The sequence below is a fragment of the Dongia sp. genome, from assembly GCF_041918875.1.
GTDB lineage: Bacteria > Pseudomonadota > Alphaproteobacteria > Dongiales > Dongiaceae > Dongia.
This window is the reverse complement of the sequence record NZ_JAYRUV010000003.1, coordinates 16,378-32,628: the sequence shown is the minus strand read 5'-3', so window position 1 is coordinate 32,628 and position 16,251 is coordinate 16,378. Positions and strand designations below refer to the sequence as shown.

18 protein-coding genes are annotated in these 16,251 nt (G+C 63.6%); 5 read left to right on the top strand and 13 right to left on the bottom strand.

Annotation, left to right across the window (positions count from 1 at the left end):
• Positions 1–19: 19 nt before the first annotated feature.
• The 4 genes from ACE3TY_RS03800 to ACE3TY_RS03785 all read right to left on the bottom strand — a co-directional run bounded on the left by ACE3TY_RS03800 (position 20) and on the right by ACE3TY_RS03785 (position 2,157).
• Complete coding sequence (locus ACE3TY_RS03800; RefSeq protein ID WP_374651040.1) at positions 20–364, bottom strand: transcriptional regulator domain-containing protein; 345 nt, start codon at positions 362–364, stop codon at positions 20–22.
• Positions 365–500: 136 nt separating this feature from the next.
• On the bottom strand, positions 501–761 hold the full coding sequence (locus tag ACE3TY_RS03795; protein ID WP_374651038.1) for a DNA -binding domain-containing protein: 261 nt from the start codon (positions 759–761) through the stop codon (positions 501–503).
• 125 nt (positions 762–886) lie between these two features.
• Entirely contained in the window at positions 887–1,135 is a 249-nt protein-coding gene (locus ACE3TY_RS03790; protein ID WP_374651594.1) for a helix-turn-helix domain-containing protein, read from the bottom strand.
• Positions 1,136–1,284: 149 nt separating this feature from the next.
• Positions 1,285–2,157 (bottom strand): LysR family transcriptional regulator, encoded by an 873-nt coding sequence (locus tag ACE3TY_RS03785; protein ID WP_374651036.1) that lies wholly within the window; start codon positions 2,155–2,157, stop codon positions 1,285–1,287.
• 177 nt (positions 2,158–2,334) lie between these two features.
• Between ACE3TY_RS03785 and ACE3TY_RS03780 the strand changes: the two genes are divergently transcribed.
• A complete protein-coding gene (locus ACE3TY_RS03780; RefSeq protein ID WP_374651034.1) occupies positions 2,335–3,858 on the top strand; it encodes an MFS transporter in 1,524 nt (507 codons plus the stop codon).
• A 39-nt stretch (positions 3,859–3,897) separates the two neighbouring features.
• Entirely contained in the window at positions 3,898–4,572 is a 675-nt protein-coding gene (locus ACE3TY_RS03775) for an NADPH-dependent F420 reductase (protein WP_374651032.1), read from the top strand.
• Here ACE3TY_RS03775 and ACE3TY_RS03770 read toward each other — a convergent pair whose 3' ends face one another.
• Positions 4,573–4,710: a hypothetical protein gene (locus tag ACE3TY_RS03770; RefSeq protein WP_374651030.1), complete on the bottom strand. Its 138-nt coding sequence runs from the start codon at positions 4,708–4,710 to the stop codon at positions 4,573–4,575.
• On the opposite strand from ACE3TY_RS03770, the gene ACE3TY_RS03765 reads away from it, so the two are divergent.
• The gene (locus ACE3TY_RS03765; RefSeq protein ID WP_374651028.1) at positions 4,709–5,632 is read left to right on the top strand and encodes a LysR family transcriptional regulator; all 924 of its coding nucleotides are present in this window, start codon (positions 4,709–4,711) and stop codon (positions 5,630–5,632) included. The two genes, ACE3TY_RS03770 and ACE3TY_RS03765, sit on opposite strands and share 2 nt — an antisense overlap.
• 58 nt (positions 5,633–5,690) lie before the next feature.
• On the opposite strand, the gene ACE3TY_RS03760 is transcribed toward ACE3TY_RS03765, so the two are convergent.
• The 3 genes from ACE3TY_RS03760 to ACE3TY_RS03750 all read right to left on the bottom strand — a co-directional run bounded on the left by ACE3TY_RS03760 (position 5,691) and on the right by ACE3TY_RS03750 (position 7,334).
• A complete protein-coding gene (locus ACE3TY_RS03760; protein WP_374651026.1) occupies positions 5,691–6,017 on the bottom strand; it encodes a DUF736 domain-containing protein in 327 nt (108 codons plus the stop codon).
• Positions 6,018–6,585: 568 nt separating this feature from the next.
• Complete coding sequence (locus ACE3TY_RS03755; RefSeq protein ID WP_374651025.1) at positions 6,586–7,026, bottom strand: hypothetical protein; 441 nt, start codon at positions 7,024–7,026, stop codon at positions 6,586–6,588.
• Between the two features lie 140 nt (positions 7,027–7,166).
• Positions 7,167–7,334, bottom strand: a complete 168-nt coding sequence (locus ACE3TY_RS03750) for a hypothetical protein (RefSeq protein ID WP_374651023.1) — start codon at positions 7,332–7,334, stop codon at positions 7,167–7,169.
• 311 nt (positions 7,335–7,645) lie between these two features.
• Here ACE3TY_RS03750 and ACE3TY_RS03745 point away from each other — a divergent pair, with 311 nt between their 5' ends.
• The gene (locus ACE3TY_RS03745; RefSeq protein ID WP_374651021.1) at positions 7,646–7,855 is read left to right on the top strand and encodes a hypothetical protein; all 210 of its coding nucleotides are present in this window, start codon (positions 7,646–7,648) and stop codon (positions 7,853–7,855) included.
• A 191-nt stretch (positions 7,856–8,046) separates the two neighbouring features.
• Positions 8,047–8,751, top strand: a complete 705-nt coding sequence (locus tag ACE3TY_RS03740; RefSeq protein WP_374651019.1) for a hypothetical protein — start codon at positions 8,047–8,049, stop codon at positions 8,749–8,751.
• A 42-nt stretch (positions 8,752–8,793) separates the two neighbouring features.
• On the opposite strand, the gene ACE3TY_RS03735 is transcribed toward ACE3TY_RS03740, so the two are convergent.
• The 5 genes from ACE3TY_RS03735 to ACE3TY_RS03715 form a co-directional block, all read right to left on the bottom strand.
• Positions 8,794–9,720 (bottom strand): DUF2493 domain-containing protein, encoded by a 927-nt coding sequence (locus ACE3TY_RS03735; RefSeq protein WP_374651017.1) that lies wholly within the window; start codon positions 9,718–9,720, stop codon positions 8,794–8,796.
• Positions 9,721–10,022: 302 nt separating this feature from the next.
• Positions 10,023–11,063 carry a toprim domain-containing protein gene (locus ACE3TY_RS03730; RefSeq protein ID WP_374651016.1) on the bottom strand — a complete coding sequence of 347 codons (1,041 nt, stop codon included), beginning with the start codon at positions 11,061–11,063 and terminating at the stop codon, positions 10,023–10,025.
• Positions 11,063–15,391: a strawberry notch-like NTP hydrolase domain-containing protein gene (locus ACE3TY_RS03725; protein ID WP_374651014.1), complete on the bottom strand. Its 4,329-nt coding sequence runs from the start codon at positions 15,389–15,391 to the stop codon at positions 11,063–11,065. Before ACE3TY_RS03725 ends, ACE3TY_RS03730 begins: the two co-directional genes overlap by 1 nt.
• Positions 15,392–15,538: 147 nt before the next feature.
• Positions 15,539–15,799, bottom strand: coding sequence for a DUF6117 family protein (locus ACE3TY_RS03720; protein WP_374651012.1), 261 nt, complete (start codon positions 15,797–15,799; stop codon positions 15,539–15,541).
• Positions 15,796–16,212, bottom strand: coding sequence for a hypothetical protein (locus ACE3TY_RS03715; RefSeq protein WP_374651011.1), 417 nt, complete (start codon positions 16,210–16,212; stop codon positions 15,796–15,798). The genes ACE3TY_RS03720 and ACE3TY_RS03715 overlap by 4 nt, the downstream gene beginning before the upstream one ends.
• Positions 16,213–16,251: the final 39 nt, after the last annotated feature.

Here is a 16,251-nt window from a genome sequence, read left to right as displayed (position 1 = left end):
CGCGTACCGTCCCTCGGGGCTATCGCGGATGGTACAGTCGCCAGGTCGCGGTCGGGACGATGGGGGCGGCAAAAGATCGGGGCGCCGCGTGAGCAACGCCACCGCCGGATTGACGAAAGGCGACCAGACTACCGGCTGGTCGGTTGCGGAGAGGGCCGGACGGGCCGGGAAATCGCAGCCCCCATCGTCGTTCGGCTTCCTGCGGCAAAGGTTCGGTTTCGGCTTTGGCCTTCACCAGACTGTGGTAAAGACGCTGGTAAGGTTCATCCCGGCGAAGACATTCCCAAGCCAGTCCTTCGATAGACAAGGCATCGAAGACGTCATAGCTGAAGCGCTCGCGCCAATTTGATGTGTCGGGCTTCATCGCTCAACTCCTCAGCGCTCACGCGCAGGTCGAGTTGAATACGATTCCGAGTTGCGGGCTTCGACGGAAGATTGGCCAGCGACATCGCGCGATGTCGGCAAAGCATCGCGGCCTCGGGGCGCGACCGCAATGCGCTTCAGACGCGCGGTTCGCGCAGCAAATGCTTGTAGCCGGTGTGAGCCATCCAGCGCGCGCGAGAGAGATGGCTGTCATGGACATGACGGGCACGCTCGGGCTCAAGAGCCGGATCGATCCCGAACAGGATTTCGACGGCCTCCCGCCAGTCGGCCCCGTCCGCCGTGGCATCCAGCAACCGCATGTAGAGTTTGATATGCGAGCGGTCATAGTCGGTCAGATGCTCGACCGATGGTGCCATATCTTCGAACGGATCAATCATCACATCGCCCCACGGCCTGCACAGATAGCGCACAAGGCCGGCATCCTATCGATAGATCATCCGAAATGGATGGGATGCGGGAAACATCGACCGATGCCGCTGGAGCATCGCAGGCTGGCAACCGATTATTTCTTTGAATTTCTGCGATCATCGACGAGCAGCACTCCGTGTCCCCGGTCGGTGGACAGAAAAACGATGCCGGCTGCTTCAAGGGCTCTGCGAACCTGATCGCGCGTCGTCTCGTACACCTCAAGCCCGCTTTCGGATTCGAGGCGCTTCAGCGCGGTCAGCGATATGCAGGCCTTGTCAGCGAGCGTCTCCTGTGTCCAACCCAGCAACGCGCGTGCGGCCCGTGATTGTCGGGCGGTGATCATGCCGATCACCAGCCATCACGGCCCGAGCGCACGCCAGAACTACGACTATTATAGTCGCTCTAGTGCGAGATTCCACCGAAAACAGGCGGGGCAGTCGTTTCAAATAGTCGCTTAAGTACGTAGGGCTGATTCGATGGTCGGTTTTGCTATCAGGCACTTGCGAGGCTGATCTGCCTGTTACTGGACTTACGATGCTCGCTGAAGGCTGCCGTGATGGCCCGTAGCGTTTCGCGCGTTTTGGCGTCGGTCAGTGATGAATGCAGTATGATCGACAGAGACGGAATGGGTGGCAGGCCGAGTGCCTGACTGACTTCGATCATGTCCGGCGTCGCCAGGCGGCAGGGAAACGCCGCGACCGCGAGACCAGCGGACAGAGCGGCTGTGACGGCCGAGGTGCCGCCGATGAAGACCTCCGTCCAAGGGATCGACGCGCCATCCAGCAACCGTGTCGCCACCTCGCGCACGGTGCAGCAGGACGGATGGCTGGCGAGCGGCAGCGGTTCGCCCGCATGATGCTCGAAATCGGCTGACGCATACCACCCGAAATGCTCGGGACCGAGCACATCGCCATCTCGCCGGTCGTCGTCGCTGCGCACGATGACGGCATCGAGCGCGCCGGCTTCATAGGCATCGAGCAGCGCGCGCGAATTGTCGCTCCTGACCTCGACCGTCAGGCAGGGATCGAGCGTCTTAAGCTTCGCCAGCAGGGTCGGCACTTCCGGCCCCATGATATGGGCGGCAATCCCGAGCCGGAAACGTCGCCGCTCAGCCGTCAGCGCGGCCAGCGCGCGCTCGTGAGCCGCCAGAAACTCTCGTGCCGGCGGTAGGAAACTTTCGCCCTGTGCCGAGAGGCGGACCTGCCGGGGCGTGCGCTCGATTAGCCGCTTTCCAAGCCGGTCTTCGAGACGCTTCAACTTCACGCTGACAGCGCCTTGCGTCGAGCCGAGAGCCTCGGCGGCGCGGGTGAAGCTCTGAAGGTCGGCGATCATCACGAACGCCCGGACGGCATCAACCTCAAGCATACCCAGTATCTATCCAAATTTGTTGTCACTGAAATACTCTGCCATGCGATTGATGGATGGTCAAGCATTCGGCAGAATGGCGCTGAACACAAACGCAATGTGCAAGGTCGTATCACTAAGTATTCGCATCTCGCTGAATGCGATCCGCCTTGCATCGTGAGAGAGCAAGGCCGCCCCATGACAACGCACCCACCATCAAGAAACAATTTGGCACTTGTCGCTGTATGTCTTTCAGCATTGATGCTGGGTCTTGAGATAACCAGTATCCCATCGATCTTGCCGACGCTCGAAAAAGTCCTTTCGGCGGACTTCCAGCAACTGCAATGGATCATGAACGCTTACACGATCGCCATGTGCTCGGTGCTGATGGCGATGGGCACGCTGGGGGATCGGTTCGGGCGCAAGCGTGTCTTCCTGATCGGCGTCACGATCTTCGCCATCGCTTCATTGATATGCGGTCTGGCGACCAGCGCACCGCTGTTGATCGCGGCACGTTTTCTACAGGGGACAAGCGCGGCGGCGATGCTCGCCTGCCAAGTCGCCGTCCTCTCTCATCAGTTCCGGGACGGGGCGGAGCGTGGCAAGGCGTTCGGCTGGTGGGGCATTGTTTTCGGGATCGGCCTCGGTTTCGGCCCGATCGTCGGCGGTGCGATCATTACGCTGGCTAGTTGGCAATGGGTTTTCCTTGTCCATGTCCTGATCGCGGCCGCGACAATTGCCTTCGCGCAAAAGGGCGTCGAGGAATCCATTGATCCACATGCGACGCGCATCGACGTTGCGGGCATGGTGACGCTGTCGCTTGCCGTGTTCGGCATCGTTTATCTCATCACGCAGGGGCGAGAACTCGGGGCAACGAGTCCGGCCGCCTTGACCATCCTTGCGCTCAGCCTCGTCAGTTTCGTCCTGTTCGTCGTCATCGAGACCCGGATCGCGCGGCCGATGTTTGACTTCCGGGCTTTCCGCGTTCGCCGCTTCTCCGGCGCGATCCTCGGATCGAGCGGCATGAACTTCAGCTTCTGGCCCTTCGTCATCTATCTGCCGATCTATCTCCAGGCCGTGCTGGGCTATGACGCGATCGCGGCCGGAATGACAGTGCTGGCCTATACGCTGCCGACCATTGTCGTTCCGCCGCTGGCCGAACGTCTGCTTCTCAGCCGGGGACCCAGGTTCGTTATTCCGCTCGGCCTGTTCACGATCGGCGCAGGTTTCATGCTGCTGATGCTGGTGACGACCAGCGGCCATGCGAGCTGGATCTCACTGCTGCCGGGTTGCGTCCTGGCAGGGATCGGCCTTGGCCTGACCAACACCCCCGTCACCAACACGGCGACGGCTGCGCTGCCGCCGGAACGCGCCGGCATGGCGTCCGGCATGGACATGAGCGCCCGAATGATCTCGCTCTCCATAAACATTGCGCTGATGGGCTTCATCCTGTCGAGCGGCGTCTCGAGCTATCTCCTGCACGCGCTGTCCGATGCGCCACCCGCAGCTGTGCTTCGGGTGCTCTCCGACATGGTCTCGGCCGGAAACCTCACCGCCAGCGAAGGGCATGGCGTCCCGATCGCGGTTGCGCGCGAGGCGCTGGCGCACGGAATCGGCAGGGTCACTCTCTACGGGGCACTTTGCGCGTGGGGTCTGGCTTTGGCCAGTTTTACCGTCTTCGGGCGTGGCCCGGTGCCTAGCTCTGCCACCACCTCACACTGACATCGACGTCGGGATCAGGCGATCCTGGAAAGGACACCCATGAAAATCGGGATCATTGGTGCGGGGCGCATGGCGCAAGCGGTCGGATTGCTAGCCGTTCGGGCCGGTCATCAGGTCATGCTCAGCAATTCCAGAGGGCCGGATACGATCAGAGCGATCGGCAGGCATCTGGGCTGCAATGTCGGAACCGTAGATGAAGCCGCCGCCTATGGCGAAATGATCGTCGCTGCGCTTCATCTACAGTTTTATCGCGCATTGCCGCCTGACGCCCTTGCGGGAAAACTCGTTCTCAACCCGCAGAATTACTTCCCGCACTTCGGCTCAGTTCCTGCAATCGACAGCGGCGAACTCACCACGGCTGAGGTGCTGGCACGGCACCTACCAAGGTCGAACGTCGTCAAAGCCCTCAACGCCATTCTGGTGGAAGAGATCATGCCCGATGCCCGGCCTGCTGGAGTGCCAGACCGGCGCGCGCTTCCAATCGCAAGCGACGATCATAATGCGAAGGCCGCCACTACCACGTTCCTTAATGAGATCGGCTACGACACCGTCGATGCCGGGCCACTCGCCGAGGGATGGCGCTTCGAGCGTCGCAGGCCCGTCTATTGTGTGCCGTTGAACATGCTGTTGCTCGAACAGCGCCTGGAGGCAACAGCGCCGGGGACATTCGTGCCGGACGGTTATTGGCTATCTGAGCGCGGCATTCGCGTCTGACTACACACGAGGATCAATCATGAGGGTAGAGAAGCTACCAATACCAAGATGGCCATTGATGCCATCGGTCTCCAATGCGCGGACTGCGATGGTTGAAGCCCCATCAGGGCCAATTTCGATATCGGAATAGCGCGGCATGGCGAAGCATTCTCTGCCCATAGAGCTTCGCCACCTGCGCTACTTCGTAGCCGCCGCTGAGCAAGGCAGCTTCCGCAAGGCCGGGGTTGCGCTTGGCGTGCAGGAATCCTCGGTCAGCCGCCGTATCCGCGATCTGGAAGATCAACTCGGCGCCTCGCTGTTCCAGCGCCACAATGGGGGCGTGCGGCTGACCTTCGCCGGGCAGCGATTCCGGCGGCAGGCCGAGGACATGCTTCGGCACATGCGGGACAGCGCACACGATGTCGCCGCCATCGGGCGAGCGAAAAACGGCCGGATCACCATCGGCATCCTGCCGTCGCTCGCAGCGGGGTTCCTGGCCGAGCTGTTCCGTGCCTACGATCAGCATCACGGAGGCGTTCATATCAACTTTATCGAGAACGAGACTGCCGAACATGAGGCTGCCGTCGCCCGGTTGGATCTCGACGTGGCCTTCGTTGCCGGCCAGCAGCCTTGGCCGGGATGCGAGGTCACGCCCCTCTGGGAGGAGCGGCTGTTCGTGGCGCTTCCGAAGGGGCATCGGCATGGTGATCGCGACGAACTCGATTGGCCGTCGCTTGCCGGGGAGTGCTTCCTTCTGCGCCATGCCGCCGCTCCGCCGGAAGCGGGCGATGCGTTTGTGCAGCGGCTGATCGGAGCCGGACAAGACATCAGGCTCCAGCCGCAATGTGTCGGCCGCGACATCGTGCTGCCGCTCGTGGCCATGGGGCGTGGGCTGGCGCTGGTCAGTGAGGCGACGGCCTCTATTTCGTTTCCAGGAATCATCTATCGCCCGATTGCTGGCGAGACGCTGATCTTCAGCGCCCTATGGTCGGCGAAGAACGACAATCCGGCGCTTCGCTGCCTGTTGAGTATCGCGCGGCGATTGGCCCGATCATCTCGAGGTCGGCCGCTGCCGCCATAGTGTCTGGCGGCGACCGCAGGGCGGCCCCGGCCTTTCGACCGGGGCCTCGGCGCCGGTGTCAGTCGCCGCGGCGGCCGTTGGGGCGGGACCAGATCAGCGAGTAGCCTTCACCGTCCTCGTCGTCGAAGAGGTTGGCGTAGATGGGGGCGTTGAAGCTCGGATCGTCGAGCTTGAGGCCCAGATAGTCGCGGCCCTCGTTGGAGCGCTTGGACCAGGCGGCGCCGATCTCGGCGCGGCCGACCAGCACGCGGTGGCTGGGGGCGTTCTCGCCGGTGGCGCGCAGGTCGGGAACGATGCGCACGCCCTTGGCCTGGACGCTGAGGGTGACGATGTCGCCGGTGAATTCGTTCGAGCCGGTCTTCTTGAAGGTGCCGATGGTCGCCATTTTAGTCTCCGTTCTTTCGTGTTCGAGCCCGCACCATTGCGGCCTCGATGGCGATCGACAGGCCAGAGGCGACCGCCGCCGCATCGCGTGCGACCGGAGCGCAGCGGAGGACGGCCAAGGAAGACTTTGTTGCTGCGCGAGGAATGACGGCACAGCCGACAGGGGAAGAAAGTCTGACGCCGCCGTTGCGGCAAGGCGGTCGAGGCGAAGCCGGCCTTCGGCCAGATCAGGCCATTGGAGAGGCCGTCAGGTGCGCTCGATCAACGGGCAGAAGACGGAGACGATGGCGACCTCCCGCAACCGGCAATGACCCACACGATTTCACCGGGGCCGCCCCCTCCCGTCCCGGCCATCTGCCTGCGCCTGACATGACCGGCCATCACCCAGAACCAACGTTCATCCGCAGCATTCTGATCGGCCCGGTATCACCCGCCGTCTGCCACCAAACGCTGCGAGGGTCGTGCTCCCGGCCTCACGCCGATCCGTGCGCCATGGCCATCCGCAAGCCCGTGACAAATGGGGATGCAGCTCACCCTGTCAGGTGCAATGCCACAGATTCTTTGCCGCTTCAGGCCCGCGCCGTGGTTTCGGTCGAAAGGTCGGTGGCCGCCATACCCACGACACGCAGAAAGGCGGTGACGCCGACCGCGATCGCGCCGATGACCGAGAAGACGATCTGCCACGTCTCGGACGGCATGGTGTGTTTCACAATGCCATGGACGGCGTGATAGCCGGCGAGGATAGCCGGCGCGACGAAGATAAGCGCGATGGCGAGTTTCATCCAGGTCGGACGGACCAGAACGAGCAGCATCTGCCCAACGCCGAGCGTGAGGCCAGCGGCGACCGTGCCGACGATGATCGCGCCGAGCCAGCCCGCGCCCGTATGCAAGGCCCAGCTTCCAGCGCTGACGCCGACGAAGAGCGGCAACGCGAAGACGGCGAGCGTGAAGATCAGCCAGCAGAAGAAGCAGATGGCTGCGATGGACAGAAGAATACCTAGAAAGATCATGGTGGTGTCTCCGTGACAAAAGGTCCGACGGTCGCGCCTCCACCACCACCCTGGCGCACCGACAGTATAGCAAAAGACCAGCGCGGGCGGGAGCAGAAACCTCCGAGGTTTCCGCTTCTCCGGTGATGACCTTCGCCCCGTCATGGGGCGAATGGATCGATTTCATTGAGGATCGCGGCGCTGTCGCCGTCATATTCGGCGGCCGGTGTCACCGAGACCGTGCCGTCGCCGGCGCGGAAGATGACGATGACGGCCATCAGGGTGGTGGCAAGGCTGAAGGCGAAGGCGTGAGCGTCGTTGAGGGACATCGATCCGGCTCCTGTTCGAAGCGGAGGACCATCCCCCGCTGACAGGCGCCCGATGTGTCCGGCCGATGGCCGCAATCACCGCAAAGGTGAAACCGCAGCGGCGGCACGCTATGCGTAGTCCGACCCTTTACGGGTTGATGGCGTCAGGCCCACGGCCGGACCAAGGAATTGCGCAATTGAAGCGGGAGTGGTGCTTTACATCCATAGGAGCCGAGGCTGTCCGTCCTCGCCAACGCTCTGCTTTTCCCCGCTCACAACCGTCTCGCGGTCGGCTATCAAAGGACGACGGGGTTTGATGCAGGATGACGAGTATGGCGGACTTTAAGGATCGTGACCTGCACCTGGTCAAAAAGGCACTGGCCATCGCGGTGCTGGCGATCGAGCGGCAACCCGGCCCGTTCCAGTCCCATTCCGATCAGGTGGATATGAAGACGTTGCTCGACCGTCTGATCGTGAGCGACACCGAACTCGCCCATTACGCCCGTTCTGCGCGGATCGCGGTGATGGGCGATCCCGACTGACGATGATGGTGCATCGAGCGACCGCCTCCAGCGTTAGCGATTGAAGCCGAATGGCGGAAACACGACGAAGGCGTGGTTCCGGCGCAGCCGAAAGCGCGGCCCGCAGGGCAACGCCCAAATACTATTCTTCTTTCTGTGGACGGTGGTAAGCTTGTGCACGTTTCAAGAAATCGAACACGAGGATATGCCGCGTGGGTGAGATCAACATCTCTCGTGATGAACAAGAGGCCATCAGCGCCATCGACGCCAGCGAACTGGACACGTTGATCGATAAAGCGATCCGACACGAACAGTCAGCGGATTTGCATCGACTGCCTCTCACCCGCTGCGGCACCTATATTGCGACAAAGCTCCATTATTTCGATCAGGCACTGACGAGGCACCGTATCGCCAAATCGGCACGCAAACGCGAAGAAACCGGAGACGCTCTGCAGCGCGCCGGCCGGGAACTATCCTTTGCCTTCAGCGCGATGAAGCAGCGGATGGAAACCGAACAGGCGGAAGCAGAACTCTTCCAAATCGACGATCAGATCATTCCGCCATACCGCTTCACGAAGACCATGAGCGTCAGGGTGAGCTACCGATGGCGGCAAACCAATGCGGAGGAGTGGCAACGGGGTAGCATCACCTTTGTCTATCAGCACGATCCGCGTCCTGACTATACGACGCCCGCACCCAAGCGGAAGCCGAGCGCGGCCAAGCAGGAAGAGCAGCTTCAGAACCAGCTCTATCAGACCTGGGAGCACCTGATGCGCGGCGCGCTCTATTCGGTGCGGGATTATTTTAGGGACGGCGGTGATGGTGCCAAGATTCCTGAGACATTCCAGGTGACGGTCGATTCCTACAGCCGTGGCCTGAACAACTACAGCACACAGTTTTGGCGCCAGCAGCCCTGATCGCCTTTGTCCGTGAGGCCGGAAATTGAGGGATGGCGGCGCTCACGCGCCGCCGTTCCCGAACCGATAGACCGGGATGCCGAGCTTGCGGGCCTTGTCGGCGAGGTTGTCCTGGATGCCGGTGCCGGGGAAGACGATGACGCCGATCGGCAGAACGCTGAGCATCTGATCGTTGCGTTTGAACGGTGCGGCCTTGGCGTGCTTCGTCCAGTCGGGCTTGAAGGCGACCTGCGGCACCTTGCGGGTGTCGGCCCAGCGGGCGGCAATCTTCTCGGCGCCCTTGGGCGAACCGCCGTGCAGCAGAACCATGTCGGGGTGCTTGTCGTGGATCTGATCGAGCTTGGCCCAGATCAGCTTATGGTCGGCGGTGTCGCCGCCGGAAAAGGCGATCTTCGGCCCGGCGGGCAGCATCACCTCGGTCTCGGCGCGGCGCTTGGCGGCGAGGAAGTCTCTGGAGTCGATCATCGCGGCGGTGAGATTGCGGTGGTTGACCATCGATCCGGTGCGCGGGCGCCAGCTTGAGCCGATCTGGCGGTGGTAATGTTCGGCGGCCTGGTCGCGCATCAGCTCGAAGGCGTCGCGGCGTTCGAGCAGCGTCTGGCCCTCGGCGGTGAGGCGCTCCAGCTCGACGGATTTCACCTCGCTGCCATCCTGTTCGCGCTGAAGGCGGCGCTGCCCTTGCTCGTTATCGTCCAGTTCGCGCTCGATCCGGCCGGTGGCGCGGTGGAAGAGATTGACGGTCGACCAAAGGAGATCGTCGAGGTCGGGTTCAAGGCGGGTGTCTGCAAGCGTCGCGATCAGGGCGTCAAAAATGTCGGCGATGGCGCCGGCGACGCGGGGGCCTTCGGGTAGCGGCCTGGGGTCCGGTTCGTCCTCGAAGGGGCGGTGGCCGTAGAGCTGAAGTTCCTGGAGGAGATGGTCGGTGGGCGAGGACTCGTGGTGGGGCTCGTAATCGTCGTGCTCGGACATGGGATGCTCCGTCGGTGTGGACCGCGACCGTCGCGGCCTTCATGGCGACGAAGCCCATGGGCGGGCCGGACCTGCACCCGCAGCGTCAGCGCAGGGCCGCAGCGTGAGCGGAGGATGGCAGAGGCCGGCGATTTTGCCTCGCGATGCAAAGCCCGAAGGGCGGCGGAAAATCGTCGGCCGCCGCCATTGCCTGCCCGGCGCGGCTATGGGCCGATCGCCCTCTCGAAGGCCGAGGCGCGGTCCCTTTCCGATGGGGGGCATCCGAGAGCATGGCGATGAACCCCGCCAGCTTCCCGTACCGGCTATGCCGCCAGCATCATGAAACGGGCGACATCCTGCGGGGCAAGCTGGACCCGGATATGTGCTCGAAGCGCCTCCACGCCGAACTGCCGGAGATCGTCGTTGAAGTCCTTGAGCACGGGAGATAGGGTAATCGCCTCGATCCCGGCCGCATCGGCCCGTTCGATCAGGCTGTCCCGCGCCGCGTCACCTGCCGGATCATTGTCACGAAGGATATAGAGCCGTCGCAGCGTGTCGGGGAACTGACAAGCCGCGAGATGTGCCGACGAGAGGGCCGCCGCCATCGCCATGGCCGGGATCGCCTGCTGCACCGACAGGGCGGTTTCGATGCCTTCGCCCGCCGCCATGACATCGCCAGCAATGCCGAAGCGTACCGCGTGACCGAGCAGGTCGCCCATCGCCTTGCGCGGCGTGTCGATCGGTGCCTTATCGGAGCCGTCGGGGGCAAGCCAGGTCCGATGCGCCCCGGTAATCGTTCCTCCGAGATTGGTGACGGCTGCAATCATTGCCGGCCATGTCTCCGTCGGGCCATCGTCTTCGGGTCGATAGTAGCAGCGCGGATGGAAATACAGGTTTCCGGTTCCGTGCAAAGCCGTAATGCCGCGTCCGTGCAGATACGTTTCCACGAGCGTGCCACTGAGCGGCTGCGATATGGCGATGAGCCGCCGTGCCGCTTCGGGCGAGCCGGATGGGGCTGGCGTGATGGTGTGCCGTCGCGGCGGTGGCCCCGGTTCGGGATTGGGCAGACTGAGGAAGTTGCGGGCCTCCTCGATCACGTCGGTGAAGTCGATGAGGCCGAGACTTTCCCGGATCACATCGAGCAGATCGCCATGTTCGCCGCTCTGCGCATCGTTCCATTTGCCAGCCGGTCCTTTCGGGCTGTCCTTCAGTCGCACATACATCGAACGACCGGGAGCGTTGCGGACATCGCCGACCTGCCAATAATGGCCCTGACGGTGGCCGTTCGAGAGATAGTGGCGGCACACCGCCTCGGCCTGCTTGCCGAGACGGTGTGCCAGATCGGATGCGTCGAGACGGGTCATCACGCCGCCTCGCGTTCGGAGAGGCGCGCGATGGCATAGGTGTCAAACAACCGCTCAAGCACAGCGACACCGTTAGCATCCACGGGCACGAAAAAGCGCAGCTTCCAAGAGATGATCTCGGTGAAGAGGCCATAGGCGCGCAGCCGCTCACGCATCGCCTCGGTAAAGCCGGTCAGCTCGATCCGGTTCGCGCCCATGACGCGGACACGGCGAAGCTGAAGCCCTTCGGCCAGATCGATGATCGTCCGTCCGTCGAGCAAGGCCCGATGTGCATCCTCAGCGGACAGCTTCGCCGTTCCCGTGGTCGATGCCGCATTCGCCGCCCAGGCCGGAGAGACACGGCGACCGATGATGCGTTCGCCGTCATCGGTCTGGAGCCGATAAACGCGGGTGGATTCGTTCGGCAGGCGCTTCCACACCGGCAGGAGCAGTCCGGCGACGATATGCAGCGTCGTGTCCTCGAACTCCGGCACCTCGGCGCATTCGCGATCCCAGACCGCGGCGAAGGTTTCGCGATCAACAGGCTCCCAATGGCTGTCGGCCATCGCTTTCAGCGAGACATGATGATGCTCCATCGGCCGGATCAACCGGACGCGGCGTTCGATCTCACCATCATCGAGCATCAGCGAGGGGGCCGACACCTGCACGGCGGCCCGGCCGGACTTGGCGTTGGCCAGCAACCTGCCATGGTCGGCATCGACATGGGCCAGTGCGTCGGCCAGCGCCATCGGCCGGTTGCGCCGCTTCTCGGCGATGGTCAGCAACCGCGTTTGCGCGCCCGTCGCCGGGTGGGTGTAGATGGTCTGGCGGTCGGTGACGATGAAGCTCTCCGCCGTCAGCGTTTCAAGACCGATGTCATAGACGCCGCTGGCGATCGCCCCCTGCACCTTGGCGTCGAGCAATTGCTCGAAGGCGGTGAACAGGATGGTCTGAAGCTCGATCGTCAACGCCAGCAGGCGGTTCAGAAAGGTGGTGATCGGCGGCAGCTCGTCTTTGATGCCATTGTCGTCCATCAGCTTCAGGCCGGTGGCAGACTGGAAGCGGTCGAGCGAGCAACCGTCGATCTTGCCGCGCACGATCAGCAGATAGAGCTGGCGCAGCGCGTCGCGGGCATACGGACTTTCCAGATTGTCTTCCGGCCGGAACAGGCCTTGGCCGCCGGTCTGGCGCTGGCCGCGCGTGATGGCGCCCAGCGTGTCGAGCCGCCGGGCGATGGTCGAGAGGAAGCGCTTTTCCGCCTTCACATCCGTGGCGATCGGTCGGAAGAGCGGCGGCTGCGCCTGGTTGGTTCGGTTGGTGCGGCCAAGGCCCTGAATGGCGGCATCGGCCTTCCAGCCCGGCTCCAGCAGATAGTGGACGCGCAGGCGCTGGTTCTTCGCCGACAGTTCGGCATGGTAGCTGCGGCCCGTGCCGCCGGCGTCGGAGAAGACGAGGATGCGCTTCAGGTCATCCATGAAGGCAGCCGTCTCGGCAAGATTGGCCGACGGCGCGCGGTTCTCGACGGCGAAACGGTCGCCCGTGGCGTCGGCACCCGACTTGCGGACGATGCGGCGGGAGCGGCCCGTCACCTCGGCCACCATGTCCGTACCGAAACGCTGGACGATCTGGTCAAGCGCGCCGGGAACCGGCGGCAGTGACGCCAGATGTTCGATCAGCTCGTCGCGCCGCGCCACAGCTTCCCGGCTCTCGACGGGCTGGCCGTCGCGCGTGACAGGGCGCGACGACAGATTGCCCTCGCTGTCGGTGAACGGCTCGTAGAGCTGCACCGGGAAACTGTGGGCGAGATAATCAAGAACATATTCCCTCGGTGTGATGTCGACCCGGATGTCGTTCCATTCCTCGGTTGGGATTTCCGCGAGACGCCGTTCCATCAGTGCCTCGCCAGTGGAGACAATCTGGATGACGGCGGCATGGCCTTCCTCCAGATCGCGTTCGATCGACCGGATCAGGGTCGGCGTCTTCATCGATGTGAGGAGATGGCCGAAGAAGCGCTGCTTGGCGCTCTCGAAGGCTGAGCGGGCGGCGGACTTGGCCTGCCGGTTCAGCGTGCCGTCCGAACCTGTGATGTTCGCCGCCTGCATCGCGGCATCCAGATGATTATGGATGATGGCGAACGCACCGGCATAGGCGTCGTAGATGCGGCGCTGCTCATCGGTAAGCGCATGCTCCACCAGCTCATATTCCACACCGTCATAGGAGAGCGACCGGGCTGTATAGAGGCCGAGTGAGCGGAGATCGCGCGCCAGCACCTCCATCGCCGCGACACCGCCAGCCTCGATCGCCTCGACGAACTCGGCGCGGGTGGCGAAAGGGAAATCCTCGCCGCCCCAGAGGCCGAGCCGCTGGGCATAGGCGAGATTATGGACGGTGGTGGCGCCGGTCGCGGAAACATAAACGACGCGGGCGTTCGGCAAGGCGTGCTGGAGCCGAAGGCCAGCGCGTCCCTGCTGCGAAGCGGCGACATCGCCGCGTTCACTTTTGCAGCCACCGGCGTTCTGCATGGCATGGCTCTCGTCGAAGATGATCACTCCATCGAAGTCGGAACCCAACCATTCGACGATCTGCCGGACGCGCGAAACCTTCCCCCCGCGGTCGTCGGAGCGCAGCGTGGCATAGGTTGCGAATAGGACGCCTTCGGAAAGCGCGATCGGCTTGCCCTGCGGGAAGCGCGACAACGGCGTGACCAGCAGGCGCTCCATGCCGAGCGCCGACCAGTCGCGCTGCGCGTCCTCGATCAGCTTGTCGGATTTGGAGATCCACACCGCCTTCCGGCGTCCCTGCATCCAGTTGCAGAGAATGATCCCGGCCGACTGGCGGCCCTTGCCCGCGCCGGTGCCGTCGCCGAGCATGAAGCCCCGGCGGAAGCGGACGGCGTTCGCAGCATCGGCGGGCGCGGCCTGGACGAGATCGAAGGTGGCATCCACCGTCCATGATCCGGCGATGAAGTCCGAATGGGCTTCGCCCGCATAGATGACGGTTTCGAGCTGGGCATCCGACAGCAACGAGTGGATATTCGCCGGTAGCATCGGGCGATAGCCGGGCTTCGGCGGCGCGACGCTCGCCATCGCCGCCGATTGCACCAGCCTGGTGGGATGTGCCGTCGAGCCGGGAATACGGATCGCCTGCAATCCGTATTCTTCATAAATCGCCTCAGTGAGGTGCGCGCCTTCCGGGGGCGTCCAGTCCACCGTGTCGTAGGCCAATTCGACGCCTTCGGGATCGGCAGATGCTATGGCCGGGCGCACGGTCGCGGCGCGAGACAGATATCCGCGCACAGACTTTTGCGCAGCAGCAAAAGACCGAACGGCAGGCAACGTGACGGGAAGCCGCGCCTGAACTTGGCGCTCGATCCAGTCGAGCAGCGTGGCCGCATCCAGTGCCATGCCCGGCGAGACCGGGAACAGGGTCGGATCGTCGGCGGGCAGCTTGTCGATGACGGTCAGTCGGGTTGCAAACGTCGTGCCGTGCTTCTGATAGACCGATCCGGCGATGGCGGCGGAGAAGACGACACGGCCACGCGCCTGCAGGGCAACGAAGGCGTCGCGCCAGTCCGGCAGCTCCGGCCCGACATTGGCACCTGTGATGGCGACCAGACGGCCGCCGGGCGCGAGCCGGTTCAGCGCCGAGGCGATGTGGCGGAAGCCGGCATCGGTGACGCGGCCTGTGACATGCGCCATGGCTGAGAAGGGCGGGTTCATCAGCACGACGGACGGGACAGCGCCGGAGTCGAGATGATCGTCGATCTGCGCCGCGTCGAAGCGGCTGACGGCAATGGCAGGAAAGAGGGAAGCGAGAAGCTCGGCGCGCGTGTCGGCCAGTTCGTTGAGGATCAGCGATGCGCCTGCCGTCTGGGCGAGGATCGCCAGCAGGCCGGTGCCCGCCGAGGGTTCCAGCACGCGGTCATCGGGCGTGATCGCAGCCGCGGTCAGTGCCGCGAGGCCAAGCGGCAAGGGTGTCGAGAATTGCTGAAGCGCCTGGCTTTCCTCGGAGCGGCGTGTGTGCGTCGGCAGCAGCGCCGCGATCTTCGCCAGCACTGAAAGTCTTGCAGCCGGAGACGCGGCTTTACGGAACAACGCCTTTCCGTATTTGCGCAGGAACAGGATGGTCGCGACTTCGCATGCCTCGTAAGCCGCCTTCCAGTCCCAGAGACCGGTCGCGTCGGACGCGCCGAAGGCATCCTCCATTGCGGATCGCAGGATGGTGGCATGGATGCGCTCGCCGCGTTCCAGATGCGGCAGCAGGAGGTTGGCGGCGGCAAGAATGCCCGACGATGGGACAAGGGGCAGCGGCGTGGCCGACGCAGCGGCCACGGGGGACAGAATGTTCATGGGGTGAGCTTTCAGAAGAGCTGTGACGGACAAGCCCGCGCGACGCTCTCTCTCGACCGCCCGGACTCATCCCGTCCCGGCACACCTCTCCCTCTCAAGGACCGAACATGAAAAAAGCGCCCGACCGTGAGGCGGGCGCTTTTTTCGTCATTCTCCGTCTCCATCGTTCCTGATGAAGCCACCCGGATCATCAGGATCGGGCGGGAGATAGGCATCGAAGGGATTGCCGTCGGCGAGATGGCCGAAGGGCGTGAAGACGTAATCGCCATTGTCTCGGCCGACAGCGCAGATGACGTAGCGCGGGGTTCCCGTCGCCGCATCGAGGCATTCCATCAGCGCCAGATTGCCGTCACCCGCAGCGCGCAACAAGGTCTGGAAATTGGTCCGGACGAAGGAGGGAATGCTCATAGCGGGCATCCTTCGGCGGAGAGCGTCTGGTCGAGCCAGCCGTCCGTGTAGATCCAGTCCACGGTTTCGCCGGTGGCGAGATCGAGCACATGCGCACCGCCGCCAAAGCCGTCCAAGCGCGGCCGTGAGCAGGTGTTGGCATATTGGAAACCCCAGCGGCCGGTCAGGTGAAACTCGCTGGCGCAACGCTTCAAGAACTGGATCAGACGTTCGGGATCGCCGGAGACATCGTCACGCATCCAGAGGTTCGTGCCGCCATGCTCGGGTTGGATGGAGAGCAGGAAACCTTCGGAGGGCGGCTCCTCCGATGCGCCGTCCTGGGACAGACGATTGTAGAGATCAAGGGCGCGTGAAGCGTTCTCGGGTGTGCCGACATCGAGCAGGCACGAGAAATGGGTGGAATAGTCGGCCATGACAGGCTCCTGAAAACGAAGAAACCCAGCGCGAGGCTG